Consider the following 17,027-nt stretch of genomic DNA (forward strand, 5'->3'; position numbering starts at 1 on the left):
AATTTAAACCCATGCATAAATCACGATTTTTATGTAAAATAAAAATACACTTCCGTACCAAGATACGCAGAAAGGAAGATAGAAGTGAAGACAGAAGCATTAATCAACGAAGCAAAAAAAGCAAGAGAACTAGCATATGTTCCCTATTCCAAGTTTAAGGTGGGGGCTGCCCTACTAACGGAGGATGGCAAAGTGTACCATGGCTGTAATATTGAAAATGCTGCATATAGTGTAACCAATTGTGCAGAGCGAACAGCCCTATTTAAGGCAGTGTCTGAAGGTGACAAGAAGTTTGCAGCAATAGCTGTAGTGGCAGATACAGAACGACCAGTGCCTCCATGTGGTGCCTGTCGTCAAGTCATTTCAGAGCTATGCCAGCCTGATACAAAGGTATATTTATCGAATCTTAAAGGTGATATACAAGAGATAACAATTAATGAATTACTACCAGGAGCTTTTACACCGGAGGATTTACATGGAAAATAAGAATGGCTATAAATCAGGTTTTGTTTCGATAATTGGACGGCCGAATGTTGGAAAGTCCACTTTTTTAAATCATGTTATCGGACAAAAAATTGCGATCATGAGTGATAAACCTCAAACTACACGAAACAAGGTGCAGGGGGTTTATACAGAAGAAAACTCACAAATTATTTTTATTGATACACCTGGAATTCATAAGCCAAAGCATAAGTTGGGCGATTTTATGATGAAGGTAGCCCAGAACACACTTAAGGAAGTCGATCTAGTCTTATTTATGATAAATGCAGAAGAAGGCTATGGTCGGGGTGATGAGTTCATCATTGAACGCCTTAAAAATATTCAGACACCAGTTTTTCTTGTTGTTAATAAGATAGACCAAATACACCCTGATCAATTATTAGAATTAATCGAGAAGTATAAAGGTCTCTATCCATTTAAGGAAATTGTTCCGATTTCAGCACTGCAGGGTACAAATACCCCGAGATTAGTTGAACAAATTAAAAATTATTTACCAGAGGGGCCTCAATACTATCCTGCTGATCAGGTAACGGACCATCCGGAACGATTTATCATTACTGAATTAATACGTGAAAAAGTGCTGCACCTTACAAGAGAGGAAGTCCCACATTCCATTGCGGTTGTCATGGATTCACTTGAACGAAGAGAAGGTGGCAATACCGTCTATGTGGGTGCTACTATCATTGTTGAACGTAATTCGCAAAAGGGAATTGTGATAGGAAAACAAGGTAGCATGCTAAAAGAGGTTGGAAAGCGAGCAAGGGCAGATATTGAAGCATTGCTTGGATCGAAGGTGTTTTTAGAGCTTTGGGTAAAGGTTCAAAAGGACTGGCGTAATAAAATGTCCCAGCTTCGTGATTATGGGTTTAGAGAAGATGAATATTAGAGCAAGAACGTTACAGTATTTGTATTTGGTGAAAAAATACACGGATTAGCAAAATTTATGTAACATGTTTTTTAGGATTTTCGGTCAAGATATTCTTACAAGTAAAAGTTCAAAAGGATTGCGTGAAAGTTTAGCTAACTGCAATTTACAATTTGAACATTTGCTACAAGTGAATGAAATTGGAGTAGTCTTTGCTAGTCTTAATAACAGAAAGGTGGGGTTACTATGTTAGATTTTACCTGGAAGGTGTTTAGTCAAACAGGTAATGTTGATACGTATCTTCTTTTTAAGGAATTGGAACAAGAGAAGACTGAGAGACCCGAAGCACAAAATGAGGAGCTAGCAGAAATAGATTTTCCAATTACTTGACCATCCTTTTAAAGCGTCTTTGGCATATTTAAAGGGCGCGCTATTATAGTAACAATGGTAATTGGTTGCCTTGTTGCCAATGGATGGTGACAGAAGTGCTACAAAAATGCGAAGGTATCATCATAAGAACAAATGATTATGGAGAAACAAATAAAATTGTAACTTTGTATACCCGTGAATGGGGGAAAATTGGGGTAATGGCAAGAGGCGCAAAAAAACCTAGTAGTCGCCTAGCAGCTATTACCCAGGTTTTTACATATGGGCAGTTTTTAATTCAAAAAACGTCTGGATTAGGCGTTTTACAACAAGGTGAAACCATAGCAACTTTTCGTTCGATACGGGAAGATATTTTCTTAACCGCATATGCATCTTATGTCGTGGAATTAACCGATAAATGTACGGAAGATAGGAAAACCAACCCGTTTTTATTTGAGATGCTATATCAAACGATAAATTACTTAAATGAAGGATATGATCGTGATATTCTTCTGTATATTTATGAACTTAAAATGCTTCCTTTACTTGGATTGTATCCTCAACTGAACGAATGTACGATATGTAAAAGTACGGAAGGCGAATTTGCTTTTTCAATTAAAGAAGGTGGGCTTCTTTGTCATCGTTGCTATGAAAAAGAACCATATCATCTAAAAGTATCACAAGCAACCATTCGCTTACTTCGCTTATTTTATTATTTTGATTTAAGTCGATTAGGTAGTATTGCCGTAAAGGATGAGACGAAGAAAGAAATAAAACAAATTATTGATATGTATTATGAAGAATATTCAGGCTTGTATCTAAAATCAAAACGATTCTTAGATCAACTTGATAATTTTCGACTACCTTAAAGTGGACCACTTGACATGACTGGAAATATGGAATATAGTTCAATTAAAAATATTGCACGGTGAAGGAAAGTAGTACTTATTACAGTGTGTGTTCAAAAAGGAGGATAAAAAGGACCAAGAAGTTCGAGGCGGCGCGGCTTTGAGTAGCGGAACGTATGATGTTAATACGTGAGCAACGGAAAAGCAAGCCAACGAAGAAATTCGATGTGTCGTTTTTACCGGACTTTTTGAACAACCTCTAAGTTCATAAAAGCGAACCTAGGACGGTGGAAGCTAGGGTATGAACAAATAAGGAAGGCGTTCCAGAGTGTATCGATTGAAAGAGGCAATAACTTCTTTATGTTGTTGCAAATAGGGTGGAACCGCGGGTAAACTCTCGTCCCTATGTCTACAGTTAGGCATAGAGGAGGGGAGTTTTTTTATTTTTGTAAAAGATTTATTTTTTGAATCTAATTATTAGTCAATTTTACCGGAGGTGCAATAATGAATATACAAGAAATGATATTAACGTTACAAAAGCATTGGTCAGATCAAGGCTGTATTCTCATGCAAGCCTATGACGTAGAAAAGGGAGCAGGAACAATGAGCCCCTATACATTCCTAAGAAGTCTAGGTCCAGAGCCTTGGAATGTAGCCTATGTGGAACCATCAAGACGTCCAGTCGACGGTCGTTACGGCGAAAACCCAAACCGCCTGTACCAACACCATCAATTCCAGGTCATCATGAAGCCATCACCTGATAATATTCAAGAGCTTTACCTTGACTCCTTGCGTAAATTAGGAATTGACCCATTAGAGCATGACATCCGCTTTGTTGAAGACAACTGGGAGGCACCAACACTTGGGGCTGCAGGCCTTGGCTGGGAAGTTTGGCTTGACGGAATGGAAGTAACTCAATTTACCTATTTCCAACAAGTCGGAGGTATTGAGTGTAAACCCGTATCTGTCGAAATCACATACGGTATTGAACGTTTAGCCTCTTATATTCAAGATAAAGAAAATGTTTTTGATCTTGAATGGACGAAGGGATTTACGGTTCGTGATATTTTCCATCAACCTGAATACGAGCATTCAAAATACACATTTGAAACATCTGATATAGACATGTTATTTAACTTATTTAGCATTTATGAAAAGGAAGCACATCGTCAAATGGACGAAGGGCTTGTTCATCCGGCCTATGACTATGTATTAAAATGTTCTCACACCTTTAACCAGCTTGATGCGAGGGGAGCAATCTCAGTTACGGAAAGAACAGGGTATATCGGCAGAGTGCGTAATTTGGCTCGTAAGGTTGCAAGAACGTTTTATGAAGAGCGGGAAAAATTAGGCTTCCCAATGCTGAAGGCAAAAGGAGACGATCGTCATGAGTAATCGAGATTTATTAATTGAAATAGGCTTAGAGGAGATGCCAGCACGGTTTGTAACAGATGCTATGAATCAGCTTTCTGACAAGGTAACAAACTGGTTGCTTGAACATAATATTTCATTTGAACAGGTCGAGCGTTTTTCTTCACCTAGAAGACTAGCAGTTCTAGTTCATGATGTGGCTGAAAAACAAAAGGATGTTGAACTCGAAGCGAAAGGGCCTGCGAAAAAAATTGCCTTAGACCAGGATGGAAATTGGACAAAAGCAGCGATGGGCTTTACAAGAGGGCAAGGAGCGACTGTTGAAGATATCTTTTTTAAAGAAATCAATGGTGTGGAATACGCACATATCAATAAGTTTATTAAAGGAAAAGAAACAATAGAAATCCTAGGTGAGCTTGAAGATGTGATTACACATTTATCATTCCCTAAAAATATGCGATGGGGAGACCAAGAGCTTCGCTATGTTCGTCCAATAAAATGGATTGTCGCTCTATTCGGTGATGTGATTATTCCTATAACGATCACAAATGTTACGGCAAGCAATAAAACTTGGGGACATCGATTCTTAGGTCATGAGGTAGAAATTACATCGCCAAATGGCTATGAAAAACTACTTATGTCTCAATATGTCATTGCTGATTATCTTGAGCGTAAAGAAGCGATTACAAACCAAATAAAAATTTTAGAAGAAGACAACAATTGGGAAGTTCCAATTGATGCGGATCTGCTAGAAGAAGTAACAAATCTTGTAGAATATCCAACTGCTTTTTACGGAAAATTTGAAGAAGAATTTTTAAATTTACCAGAAGAAGTGTTAGTTACAAGCATGAGAGAGCATCAACGATATTTCCCTGTAAAAGACAAAAATGGTGCGCTTCTTCCTTACTTTGTAGCGGTTCGAAATGGTGACCACAATCATCTTGAAACAGTCGCTAGGGGTAATGAAAAAGTACTTCGTGCACGTTTATCAGATGCAGACTTTTTCTATAAAGAAGATCAAAAACTAAAAATCGATGATCTAATTCAGAAGCTGGATAAAATCATTTACCATGAAGAAATCGGCTCAATTGGTGACAAAGTTAGACGAATTCAGCTAATCACAAAGCATTTATCAGAACTTCTTGAGCTAGATAGCGAAACGCAAAATAAGGCAAATCGGGCTGCCGAGATTTGTAAATTTGACCTTGTCACAAATATGGTGTATGAATTCCCTGAGCTCCAAGGAGTTATGGGTGAACGATATGCACGATTAAGTGGTGAAGAAAGGGAAGTTGCAGTAGCAATTAATGAGCATTATATGCCACGACATGCAGATGACGCTAGTCCAGCATCAACTGTTGGTGCTTTGATCAGCCTTGCTGATAAGTTGGATACAATTGTTGGGTGTTTCTCTATTGGCATCATTCCAACAGGTTCACAGGACCCGTATGCATTACGTCGTATGGCATCAGGTGTTGTTCAAATTTTACTTGATAAAGGCTGGAATATAAGCCTTGAAGAATTATTCGAATATGTATTAAGTTTATTTGTTGAAGCAAATATCGCAAAGCTCGAGAAACAAGAAATTGAGAAAGAACTTGTTCAATTCTTTAAATTACGTATCAAACATGAATTAAACAACCGACACATCCGCTACGATATTATTGATGCGGTTCTTGGTACAAAGCTAGGCAATATTGGACTACTTGTTCAAAAAGCCGAAATTCTTGAAAAAAATAAAGAGCATCAAGACTTTAAAGCAACAATCGAATCATTGGGTCGAGTGCTCAATATCGCGAAAAAAGGTGAAGAAGCTGAAATTAATCCTAGCCTTTTTGAATCAGATGAAGAGAAACATCTCTTTGAAAAATTTACAGAGGTTAAACCAAAGGTAATCAATAGCCTTCAAACAAAAAATGTAGCAGAAGCTTTCCATCTTTTAGCTTCAATGAGAGAATTAATTGACCAATATTTTGAACATACAATGGTTATGGCAGATGACGAAGCAGTAAGAAAAAATCGTCTTGCACAAATGGTGCAATTGGCGCACATGATTTACTTAATCGGAGATATGAATGCCATCATTGTAAAATAAGAACGAATAACTAGGAGCATTGTTTGCTCCTAGTCTTTTTTCATACCCTATACGTTAGAACTCAATTAGTATATAATAATTCTAATTAGTATAACCCTTTTAAACATTATATACATAAATCAACAGATTTTACGATTGGTGGTGAGTACAATAGAACTGAGCAAGAGGCAAGAACAAATTGTACAAATTGTAAAAGACAATGGACCGATTACAGGAGAAGCGATTGCAGACCGATTAAGTTTGACGAGGGCAACACTTCGTCCGGACCTCGCTATTTTAACAATGGCTGGTTATCTTGAAGCAAGACCTCGGGTCGGCTATTTTTACACTGGAAAAACTGGACAGCAGTTGCTAGCCGATAAGATTAAAAAAATAAAAGTGATGGATCATCAATCCATTCCTGTCGTCGTAAATGAGAGCATCTCTGTTTATGATGCGATTGTAACGATGTTTTTGGAAGATGTCGGAACTTTATTTGTGGTGGATAAATCGTCCCTTCTTGTTGGCGTCTTATCGAGAAAAGATTTATTGCGGGCAAGTCTAGGAAATCAGGACTTAAAATCTATTCCTGTCAACATCATTATGACCCGCATGCCGAACATTACAATGTGTGAAAAAGATGATCTTTTACTCGATGTGGCTCATAAATTAATCGAAAAGCAAATTGATGCATTACCTGTTGTAAAACACTCTGAACGTGGTATAGAAGTTATTGGAAGAATCACAAAGACAAATATGACAAAAGCCTTAGTGGCCCTCGCGGGGGATGAAATCCTCTAATTTTAGGTAAGGAGATGGAGTAGCAAATGAGTAATCGTGTGGTATATGTAGTATCCGATTCGGTTGGGGAAACAGCAGAACTAGTTGTTAAAGCGGCTGTAAGTCAGTTTAATGGTTCACATACAGATATTAAACGAATTCCTTATGTAGAAGATACAGCTACATTGTCAGAGGTGGTCGCCCTTGCAAAACTTAATAATGCAATAATTGCTTTTACACTCGTAGTTCCTGAACTAAGAGACTTCCTTGTGAAGGAAGCAGAACGAGAAGGAGTCATTGTAAATGATATTATTGGTCCGCTAATTGACAAAATGTCCGGTCTTTATGAAAGTAATCCAAGATATGAAGCGGGGCTTGTAAGAAAACTAGATGAGGATTATTTTAAAAAGATCGAGGCAATCGAATTTGCGGTAAAATATGATGATGGTCGAGACCCTAGGGGAATCCTTCGTGCAGATATCGTCTTAATCGGTGTTTCGAGAACTTCTAAGACACCATTATCTCAATATCTTGCACATAAACGCTATAAGGTTGCGAACGTTCCGATTGTTCCTGAGGTTGATCCACCGGAAGAACTGTTTAAAGTGTCCCAGAATAAATGCTTTGGATTAAAAATCAGTCCTGAAAAACTAAATCATATAAGGCGTGAACGATTAAAATCATTAGGCTTAGATGACCAAGCAATTTATGCAAATATTAACCGTATTAAAGAAGAACTCGATCACTTTGAATCAATCATTAATAAAATCGGTTGTGACGTTATCGATGTCTCAAATAAAGCAGTTGAGGAAACCGCCAATATTATTTTAAATAAAATCAATAAACGCAAAACTCATTAAAAAAATATTTTTTAGTGCAAATGGGGCAAAAACATATCTTAAAAAGATATGTTTTTTTATGGCGCTTGAAGAAATTTTATATTATAATAAAAAATTGTGATAAAAATACATATTTTTAGGTTTAGAGTTCGATTGGATAGAATAAACTATGTATTGAAGGTTGTCAAGGGTAAGATTAGGAAATAGGTGAATTAATTTTCGACATTATTTTCTCAATTCAAGATTTTTCTTCCAAAAAATACTTTTAAATATTCTTTCTTGTTACTCACCTAAAGATTGGACAATCACAGATTTTGAACATCCTATTAAATCTTTTTCTGGAAAAGAAGGATTCTCTGGAGTGATGTAGAATAGAGAAATATGACGAAAAAAAGAATAAAATATTTGTTGATGCAGATGCCTGTCCAGTTAAAGAAGAAATAGTTAGCATAGCGGGTACATATAATATCAATGTTGTATTTGTAGCTTCATATGCCCACGTTATGTCAAATCCCATAGGTGGAAAATGGGTGTATGTGGACGCTGATAAAGAGGCTGCAGATCTCTATATTATGAACCATGCAATAAAAAAAGATATCGTCATTACCCAGGATACTGGCTTAGCAAGTATTTTAGTTAATAGAGGTGTAATTGTATTATCGCCCCGTGGCAAAGAATTTAAGGAAGAGGATATGGACCAAATTCTCCATTTTCGTTTTTTATCTGCAAAGGAAAGACGTAGTGGTACCTACTCGAAAGGACCAAAACCCTTTACAGATGAAGACAAACAACATTTTACTAAAATATTTAAAAAAAGTTTGTCGAATATTGCAGGATTTTAGATCTCAATATAGAATATTTTAGTACTTGGGGATGTTAAACATGGGGTATCGAATTCCCGAAGAAACAATTGAAAAAATTCGTTTATCTGTTGACATTGTTGATGTTATTAGTGAATATGTTCAATTGAAGAAGCAAGGTAGAAATTATTTTGGCTTATGTCCATTTCACGGTGAAAATACCCCTTCATTTTCTGTATCGCCTGATAAACAGATCTTTCATTGTTTTGGGTGTGGAGCAGGTGGAAATGTATTTTCTTTTTTAATGGACTTAGAAGGGTATTCCTTCGCCGAAGCTGCAGCTAAATTAGCTGAAAAAGTGAACATAGACTTATCAGATTACCAATACCAAACAGCTGTTTCTGATAAAAATAACGATGTTTCAAAAATGCAGGAAGCACACGAACTATTAAAGAAATTCTATCATCACCTATTACTTAATACAAAAGAAGGTCAACCAGCGCTCGACTATTTAACAAATAGAGGCTTTACGAGAGAAATCATTGATAAGTTTGAAATTGGCTATGCTCTTGATTCATGGAGCTTTGCTACGAAATTTCTCCAAAAAAGAGGCTTCAAGCCTGAGTTGATGGAGCGAGCCGGATTACTTGTGAAAAAGGAAGATACCGGGACGTTCTTTGATAGATTTCGAAATCGAATTATGTTCCCAATTTGGGACCATCAAGGCAAAACAATTGCTTTTTCTGGAAGGGTGCTTGAGAAGGGTCAGGAACCAAAATATTTAAATAGCCCAGAAACAATTATTTTTAATAAGAGTAAAACCCTTTACAATTTCCATCAAGCAAGACTTGAGATACGGAAACAACAGCAAGCGGTCCTTTTTGAAGGATTTGCAGACGTAATTGCAGCTGATCGAGCAGATGTTCCAAACTCAATTTGTACAATGGGAACATCCTTAACGGATGAACATGTAAAAATAATTAGAAGGAATGTGGAATCTGTCGTAATCTGTTATGACTCTGACAATGCTGGGCTAGATGCCGCTTTACGAGCCTCGTCTATGCTTCTCGATGCAGGTTGTTATGTAAGAGTTGCGACAATGCCAAATGGCATGGACCCTGATGACTACATTAATAAATATGGCGCGGAGAAGTTTAAAAATGATGTAATAGGGGCAAGTCTTACAATAATGGCATTTAAAATGCAGTACTTAAGAAGAGGAAAAAATCTTCAAGATGAAGGAGAACGCATCCGTTATATAGAAGATGTACTTAAGGAAATTTCCTCTTTAGAAAAGGCTGTTGAGAGAGACCATTATTTGCGCCAACTTTCTAATGAGTTTTCAATTTCGCTTGAGGCACTTAAGCAACAACAGCTTCAGTATTATAAATCTGAACGGAAAAAGAAGGATAATTTCGCTGGGAATAGAAATAATACGAAAGCGAAACCTTCCGTATCTAAACATTTACTTAAAGCTTATCATAATGCTGAACGTTTTTTGCTTGCGCATATGCTGCGGGATCGGAACATTGCGGATAAAGTTCAAGATCAGCTTCAGGCCGGATTTAATATTGAAGAGCATCGAGCAATTTTAACGTATTTATATGCATATTATGAAGAAGGACATGAACCAGATATCAGCACATTTTTAACGAGAATACATGACGATAATCTTAAACGGATTGTGACTGATATTGCTATGATGTCAGTTGAAGAAGAAGTATCCGATTCTGTGTTATCCGATTATGTGAAACAGGTGTTGAATCATAAAAAATTGTCAATGATAAAAGAAAAAGAAACTGAACAACTTGAAGCTGAACGTAGTAAGGATTATTTAAAGGCTGCTACGATTGCTAATGAGATTATTCAATTGAAAAAAGCATTACATTAAATAGGTTATTAAAACCTCTATGTCATATTAGTTTTGGAAGGAGGGGAACAAATGGCTGAAAAGTCTAAAGCAGTTGATACAGAATTAACATTAGAGCAAGTAAAAGAAAAATTAACAGCACTTGGTAAAAAACGCGGAGTATTATCCTATGAGGAAATCGCTGAGCGTATGTCTGGTTTTGAAGTTGAATCAGATCATCTTGATGAATACTATGAGTTCCTTGGAGAGCAGGGGATTGAATTAATAGGTGAAGGCGATGGCCATGATGCCGATGCTGATGAAGAAGATGATCCTAATATCCAAGAATTATCTAAGGAAGAAGAGTTTGATTTAAATGACCTCAGTGTTCCTCCGGGGGTTAAGATTAATGACCCAGTACGTATGTACTTAAAAGAAATTGGTCGTGTAGACCTACTCTCAGCAGATGATGAAATCCAGCTCGCTGAAAGAATTGAACAAGGCGATGAAGAGGCAAAACGCAGACTTGCTGAAGCCAATTTGCGACTTGTTGTAAGTATTGCAAAGCGTTATGTTGGTCGTGGGATGTTGTTCCTAGATTTAATTCAAGAAGGAAATATGGGCCTTATAAAAGCAGTCGAAAAGTTTGATTATCGCAAAGGCTTCAAGTTCAGTACGTATGCCACTTGGTGGATCCGTCAAGCCATTACACGTGCGATTGCAGACCAAGCGAGAACCATTCGTATTCCTGTTCATATGGTCGAGACAATTAATAAATTAATCCGTGTGCAACGTCAATTACTCCAAGATCTTGGCCGTGAACCAACTCCTGAGGAAATTGCCGAGGATATGGATTTAACACCTGAAAAGGTTAGAGAAATCTTAAAGATTGCTCAAGAACCTGTATCATTAGAAACACCAATTGGTGAAGAAGATGATTCTCATCTAGGTGATTTTATCGAAGATCAGGATGCAACATCTCCATCAGAGCATGCTGCATATGAGCTTTTAAAAGAACAGCTAGAAGATGTCCTGGATACCTTAACAGACAGAGAAGAGAACGTATTACGTCTCCGATTCGGTCTAGACGATGGCCGCACTCGTACTCTTGAAGAAGTAGGTAAGGTATTTGGTGTTACTCGTGAACGTATTCGTCAAATTGAAGCTAAAGCACTACGTAAGCTTCGTCACCCAAGCCGTAGCAAGAGGCTGAAAGATTTCTTAGAATAAACATTTTTATTTACAATTCGTAGTTTACTTCATAAAATTGAAGTAAACTATTTTTTTGGTCCACACGACATGGGTCACAAAGACGTTGCCACTTAGAAGTGGCGTTCTTAGTCTTTGATCTTAACTATAAAAAAGGTGAACGCTTTCATGAACCAAGATAGAAAAAACATTGTCATTAACGAAATCCTGTATTGGCGTAAAAATAAATTACTGCCAGAAGCCTATTGTAACTTCCTTCTCTCACTATATACAGAAGGAGAAGGGGTTGAATCCAAAACAACAACGTCCCAGTCTAAGAAAAAAACAATAATATGGATACTTGGAATTGGTTTACTTTTACCAGTTATGTTTCTTGTCACTTATTTTACTGAAATATCTCCTATAATGCAAATGCTAATAAACTTTATTTTTATAATTATCTGTACTTTAGGCTTAGTTTTAAATCGAAATAATTCATTTTTCGTCCATTTTGCTTCCATCATCCTTGCACTTTTTATTCTTCTCCTCACAGTAAATGGAAGTGATCTTATATTTAAAGGACATGGATATTATTTGTTCGGAATCATATTATTAAATTGTGTCTGTTGGATCATTGTTGGCATTTTTTCAAAGAAAAAATATTTTTTAATCGCGGGCATTCTAGGAAGTATTACTTCAGGGATTCTTATATTTAATTTTTAAATTGTTTAAAAATTCTTAATCACCCCTTATAATAGAGGTTGAAAACGTATACAACGGGAGGGGTACTATGAATTTCGATTTAACGACAGAGCAAAAAATGATTCAAAAAACCATTAGGGAATTTTCTGATGCAGAAGTTGCTCCAGGCGCTGAACAACGTGACAAAGACAAACGTTTCCCAATTGAAGTTTTTCAAAAGCTTAGTAAATTAGGTATGATGGGTCTACCGTTTCCTGAAGAATATGGTGGTGCCGATTCAGATACGATTAGCTTTGCGATTGTAGTCGAAGAACTTAGCCGTGCCTGTGGGTCTACCGGAATTACATATTCTGCACATATCTCACTTGGTGGTGCACCCCTTCATTTATTTGGAACCAACGAACAAAAGCAAAAATACTTAACACCCGTCTGTACGGGTGAGTCGCTTGGTGCTTTCGGACTTACTGAGCCAAATGCAGGTTCGGATGCTGGCGGAACACAAACAGAGGCAGTACTTGATCATAACGAGTTTATTATCAATGGAAATAAATGTTTTATAACCAACGCGAGCTTTGCAAAGCATCTCGCTCTTACTGCGGTAACAGGTCGAAATGGTGGGGAAAAGGAAATTAGCGCGATTATTGTCCCAACTGATGCAAAAGGGTTTAAGGTAATCGATAATTATGAGAAAATGGGGCTTCATGCTTCGAACACAACGGAAATCATTCTAGAGGATGTTCGCGTACCTGAGGAAAACTTACTTGGCAAACGGGGTGAGGGCTTCAGGCAGTTTTTAATCACGCTAGATGGTGGCAGAATTGGAATTGGAGCGATGGCAGTGGGGATTGCACAAGCAGCCTATGAGAAGGCATTGTCGTATGCTAAGGAGCGAAAGCAATTTGGGAGATCGCTTTCAAAATTTCAAGCGATTCAATTTAAATTAGCAGACATGGCAATGAAAATTGAATTGGCACGAAATATGGTGTACAAAGCCGCATGGTTAAAAGATCAAAACCGCCAATTTTCGAAAGAAGCTTCAATGGCTAAGCTATATGCGTCTGAAATTTGCATGGAAGTTACAAATCAAGCAGTTCAGATTCACGGTGGATACGGCTATATGAAAGAATATCATGTTGAAAGATTTATGAGAGATGCAAAGCTTTTAGAAATCGGAGAAGGAACATCTGAGATTCAACGAATGGTGATTGCTAGAGCAATTGGATGTTAAAAAAGTCTCTAAACTGGACACTCCTCTCTAAATGAAGAGGAGTTTTTATTTGTCTTTATGACAAATTTGTGACATTTTTGTGTAAAATAATTTTACAATAATATGTTACTAGTGTTCTTTGTACAATTAGGACTTTCACTTCTATCATTTTTCAAGTAAAATAGAGAGTGTTTGTATAGGATATATATAATAACTTCTTAAATGATGTACATAAGTAAGGGAGGTCAGAAAATGAAAAAGAATCCATTAATACCATTTGCTTTAATTGCAGTTTTCGGTATTGGACTTATGTTCCTATTAGGTTTTGTTGGACTTGGAAACATGGACGAAATGGCAAACAAAGGTGAAGAGGCACCAGAAACAGCTGCAGCTTCCCCAGAAGAGATTGTCAATACTACATGTATAGCATGCCATGGACAGGACTTGGCAGGCCAAGGTAATGCTCCTGCTTTGAAAGGTACTTCTTTATCAGCTGAAGAGATTCAAGATGTCATTACAAATGGTAAAGGTGCAATGCCAGGTGGCTTAGTTAAGGACCCTGCACAAGTACAAGAAATAGCAAATTGGTTAGTTGAACAAAAATAAATAATAGATTAAAACCCTTTGCATATTATGTAAGGGGTTTTTTTCTGCATCCATCACCCTTATGGAAGTTTACCTGCAAATCCTGTATAATGAAACCTAATTTATAAAAAATGTGGTGTTATTATGAACGAAGAGAAACTATCGAAGCGACTTGAAACAGTTGCATCATACATACCAAAAGGGGCTATTTTAGCAGATATCGGCTCTGATCATGCTTATTTACCTTGTTATGCCTATTTAAATGGCATGATCACAAAAGGAATCGCTGGAGAAGTAGCGCAAGGCCCCTTGCAATCAGCCAAAAAACAAATCGCAAAAAATCAACTTAGTGACGCATTAGAAGCACGAAAAGGAGATGGCTTAGAAGTCATACAACCGAATGAAGTAACATGCATCACCATTGCTGGAATGGGTGGCTCGCTGATTCGTTCTATCCTAGACAAGGGTAAAAGCAAACTACTAGGTGTAGAGCGACTGGTCCTCCAACCAAATATCGGAGCGTCTTCAATTAGAGAATGGCTGATCGAAAACGATTGGGAACTAATTGCCGAGGAAATCTTAGAAGAAGATAAAAAGATTTATGAGGTTTTAGTCGCTGAAAAAGGAAGTCCACAAAAACCATATAAAAAGAAAGACCAAGAATTATTGCTGGGACCTTTTTTATTAAAAGAAAAAAATCCAATCTTCATTAAAAAGTGGTCACACGAACTAAAGCATTGGGAAAGAATTCTGAACCAACTTAAAGAGGCTGGGGAAACGCCAGAAAATCGTTTACGAAAAGAAGAGCTTGAGCAAAAGATCGAGATTGTAAAGGAGGCATTAACTTGAGCAAAATACCGAACGGATTTGAGGTCATCCAAGTATTTGAGCAATTTTCTCCAAAATATTTAGCCGTTGAAGGTGACAGGGATAAAATTGGTCTTCAAATTGGAACTTTAAATAAACCTATAAAGAAAATGATGGTCGTACTTGATGTGTTAGAGGAAGTTGTAGATGAAGCCATTTCAAGTGAAGTCGATTTGATTATCGCTCATCATCCTCCAATATTCCGTCCGTTAAGAGCTATTCAAACAGATACGCCGGCAGGAAGAATCATTGAAAAATGTATTTTACATAATATTGCAGTCTATGCAGCACATACAAATCTGGATGTCGCAGTAGGTGGGGTCAATGATTTATTAGCAAATGCCTTAGAGCTAACAAATATTGAATTGCTTGCTCCTACCCATGAGGAAAGACTAAAAAAATTAGCTGTATATGTTCCTAGAGAAAATGCAGATGTGGTTCGGACAGCACTAGGAACGGCAGGTGCAGGCTTTATTGGAGATTACAGTCACTGTACCTTTAATACCGAGGGTACCGGTACCTTTTTGCCACATGAAGGAACAAACCCTCATATTGGGGTAGTTGGCCAACTAGAAAAAGTAGACGAAATCAAAATTGAAACAGTTTTTCCTAGCAGTCTTCAGAAAAAGGTTGTTACTGCTATGCTTAAGGTACATCCATATGAAGAGGTTGCTTATGATATTTATCCTCTTGAAAATGAAGGAAATGCACTTGGGCTTGGGCGAGTTGGGTATCTTCAACATGAGATGACGCTTCAGCAATTTGCACAGCATGTGAAGGATAAATTAGAGGTAGATGGCATACGTGTTGTTGGATCACTAACAGATAAAGTAAAAAAGGTCGCTGTACTCGGTGGTGATGGCAATAAATATATTTCGCATGCTAAAAGAGCTGGGGCAGATGTGTATGTAACTGGGGATATGTATTATCATGTTGCTCATGATGCCATGATGATGGGGCTTAATATTGTAGACCCTGGTCATAATGTGGAAAAAGTGATGAAAAAAGGGGTTGCAAATGTCCTAACTGAACGTTTTAAAGAAAAAAAATACGAGGTTTTAGTTATCACATCAGAGCTAAATACCGATCCATTTAAATTTTTATAAACAAAAAAGGTACTCCGAATCAGGGGTACCTTTCCTTCACTTACTTTTTAGGGGCTTTTACTTTTGGCAACACTTTATAAAGAGGTACTTTACGAACGCGTTCCCAGGTTTCTTCGTTTTCTGGGTCAAACTGCTCTAAGAAATTAATCACTTCTTTTGTAATCGGTGTTGGGGTGGAGGCACCTGCTGTTACAGCTACCTTCTCTACTCCTTTTAGCCATTCAAGTTGGATGTCGCTGACATCTGCTACACGATAAGCTGTAGTACCTGCAATTTCCTTGGAAACCTGTGCAAGACGGTTCGAGTTATTACTCATTGGATCTCCAACTACAATTGTTAAATCAGCTTCTTTTGCTTGTTCTGAAACGGCTTCTTGACGAACCTGAGTAGCTAAACAAATTTCATTATGGACTTCAGTATGTGGGAATTTTTCCTGAACCTTTTCCATCACATGCTGAACATCCCATTGGCTCATCGTAGTTTGGTTGGTTACAACAAGTTTTTCACTACTTAGCTCAAGCTTCTCAACATCTTCAACCGTTTGAACAAGATGAACGAAACCAGGTGCTTCACCAATTGCTCCTTCTGGCTCAGGATGACCTTTTTTCCCAATATAAATAATGTGATAACCCTCTGCTGTTTTTTCCTTGATTAAATCATGCGTTCTAGTAACGTCAGGGCATGTCGCATCAAGAGTAACAAGACCTCTTTCCTTCGCTAAGCGTTTCACCTCAGGTGATACACCATGCGCTGTGAAAATAACAGTACCTTCTTTAACCTGATTTAGGATATCTAAACGATTCGGTCCATCAAGTGTAATAATTCCTTCTTCTTCGAAGGCATCAGTTACGTGTTTATTGTGAACAATCATTCCTAATATATAAATGGGTCTAGGTAATGTTTTATCTAAAGCGGCATTTTTCGCAATTACCATCGCATCCACTACACCATAGCAATAACCGCGCGGTGCAACTTTGATTACTTCCATGCACTTCTCCTCCTCAGTTAATAAATCGGATAGTTTTATACCAATCAAAAGCGCCTTGGCGTATTTACGTTGGTACTCTCGTAATCTCGTA

17 protein-coding genes are annotated in these 17,027 nt (G+C 37.4%); 16 read left to right on the top strand and 1 reads right to left on the bottom strand.

The features are described 5' to 3' along the window. Positions 1–84 precede the first annotated feature (84 nt). From ABC371_RS13675 to ABC371_RS13750, 16 genes are all read left to right on the top strand, one after another. The gene (locus tag ABC371_RS13675; RefSeq protein WP_412897295.1) at positions 85–486 is read left to right on the top strand and encodes a cytidine deaminase; all 402 of its coding nucleotides are present in this window, start codon (positions 85–87) and stop codon (positions 484–486) included. Continuing rightward, complete coding sequence (gene era / locus ABC371_RS13680; protein ID WP_136377745.1) at positions 476–1,387, top strand: GTPase Era; 912 nt, start codon at positions 476–478, stop codon at positions 1,385–1,387. Before ABC371_RS13675 ends, era begins: the two co-directional genes overlap by 11 nt. Before the next feature lie 225 nt (positions 1,388–1,612). Continuing rightward, positions 1,613–1,756 (top strand): YqzL family protein, encoded by a 144-nt coding sequence (locus ABC371_RS13685; RefSeq protein ID WP_116351514.1) that lies wholly within the window; start codon positions 1,613–1,615, stop codon positions 1,754–1,756. Positions 1,757–1,851: 95 nt separating this feature from the next. After that, a complete protein-coding gene (gene recO, locus ABC371_RS13690; RefSeq protein WP_412897296.1) occupies positions 1,852–2,601 on the top strand; it encodes a DNA repair protein RecO in 750 nt (249 codons plus the stop codon). A 483-nt stretch (positions 2,602–3,084) separates the two neighbouring features. Then, entirely contained in the window at positions 3,085–3,975 is an 891-nt protein-coding gene (gene glyQ / locus ABC371_RS13695) for a glycine--tRNA ligase subunit alpha (protein WP_412897297.1), read from the top strand. Next, positions 3,968–6,046 carry a glycine--tRNA ligase subunit beta gene (gene glyS / locus ABC371_RS13700; RefSeq protein WP_412897298.1) on the top strand — a complete coding sequence of 693 codons (2,079 nt, stop codon included), beginning with the start codon at positions 3,968–3,970 and terminating at the stop codon, positions 6,044–6,046. The genes glyQ and glyS overlap by 8 nt, the downstream gene beginning before the upstream one ends. 141 nt (positions 6,047–6,187) lie before the next feature. After that, positions 6,188–6,826 carry a transcriptional regulator CcpN gene (gene ccpN / locus ABC371_RS13705; RefSeq protein ID WP_412899352.1) on the top strand — a complete coding sequence of 213 codons (639 nt, stop codon included), beginning with the start codon at positions 6,188–6,190 and terminating at the stop codon, positions 6,824–6,826. Positions 6,827–6,852: 26 nt separating this feature from the next. After that, positions 6,853–7,665, top strand: a complete 813-nt coding sequence (locus tag ABC371_RS13710; protein ID WP_412897299.1) for a pyruvate, water dikinase regulatory protein — start codon at positions 6,853–6,855, stop codon at positions 7,663–7,665. A gap of 350 nt (positions 7,666–8,015) precedes the next feature. Further along, complete coding sequence (locus ABC371_RS13715; protein ID WP_412899353.1) at positions 8,016–8,486, top strand: YaiI/YqxD family protein; 471 nt, start codon at positions 8,016–8,018, stop codon at positions 8,484–8,486. Between the two features lie 40 nt (positions 8,487–8,526). Then, positions 8,527–10,335, top strand: coding sequence for a DNA primase (dnaG, locus tag ABC371_RS13720; RefSeq protein WP_412897300.1), 1,809 nt, complete (start codon positions 8,527–8,529; stop codon positions 10,333–10,335). Between the two features lie 51 nt (positions 10,336–10,386). Next, the gene (gene rpoD / locus ABC371_RS13725) at positions 10,387–11,523 is read left to right on the top strand and encodes an RNA polymerase sigma factor RpoD (protein WP_412897301.1); all 1,137 of its coding nucleotides are present in this window, start codon (positions 10,387–10,389) and stop codon (positions 11,521–11,523) included. 147 nt (positions 11,524–11,670) lie between these two features. Further along, the gene (locus ABC371_RS13730; RefSeq protein ID WP_412897302.1) at positions 11,671–12,204 is read left to right on the top strand and encodes a hypothetical protein; all 534 of its coding nucleotides are present in this window, start codon (positions 11,671–11,673) and stop codon (positions 12,202–12,204) included. A 67-nt stretch (positions 12,205–12,271) separates the two neighbouring features. After that, entirely contained in the window at positions 12,272–13,411 is a 1,140-nt protein-coding gene (locus ABC371_RS13735) for an acyl-CoA dehydrogenase family protein (protein ID WP_412897303.1), read from the top strand. Positions 13,412–13,642: 231 nt separating this feature from the next. Beyond that, positions 13,643–13,996 carry a cytochrome c550 gene (cccA, locus tag ABC371_RS13740; RefSeq protein WP_412897304.1) on the top strand — a complete coding sequence of 118 codons (354 nt, stop codon included), beginning with the start codon at positions 13,643–13,645 and terminating at the stop codon, positions 13,994–13,996. A gap of 123 nt (positions 13,997–14,119) precedes the next feature. Then, entirely contained in the window at positions 14,120–14,824 is a 705-nt protein-coding gene (locus ABC371_RS13745; protein WP_412897305.1) for a tRNA (adenine(22)-N(1))-methyltransferase, read from the top strand. After that, the gene (locus tag ABC371_RS13750) at positions 14,821–15,948 is read left to right on the top strand and encodes a Nif3-like dinuclear metal center hexameric protein (protein ID WP_412897306.1); all 1,128 of its coding nucleotides are present in this window, start codon (positions 14,821–14,823) and stop codon (positions 15,946–15,948) included. The genes ABC371_RS13745 and ABC371_RS13750 overlap by 4 nt, the downstream gene beginning before the upstream one ends. Before the next feature lie 40 nt (positions 15,949–15,988). On the opposite strand, the gene ABC371_RS13755 is transcribed toward ABC371_RS13750, so the two are convergent. Beyond that, on the bottom strand, positions 15,989–16,936 hold the full coding sequence (locus ABC371_RS13755) for a 4-hydroxy-3-methylbut-2-enyl diphosphate reductase (RefSeq protein WP_412897307.1): 948 nt from the start codon (positions 16,934–16,936) through the stop codon (positions 15,989–15,991). Between the last annotated feature and the right edge of the window lie 91 nt (positions 16,937–17,027).

The sequence above is a fragment of the Bacillus jepli genome (assembly GCF_047238305.1).
Taxonomy (GTDB): domain Bacteria; phylum Bacillota; class Bacilli; order Bacillales; family Bacillaceae_L; genus Ferdinandcohnia.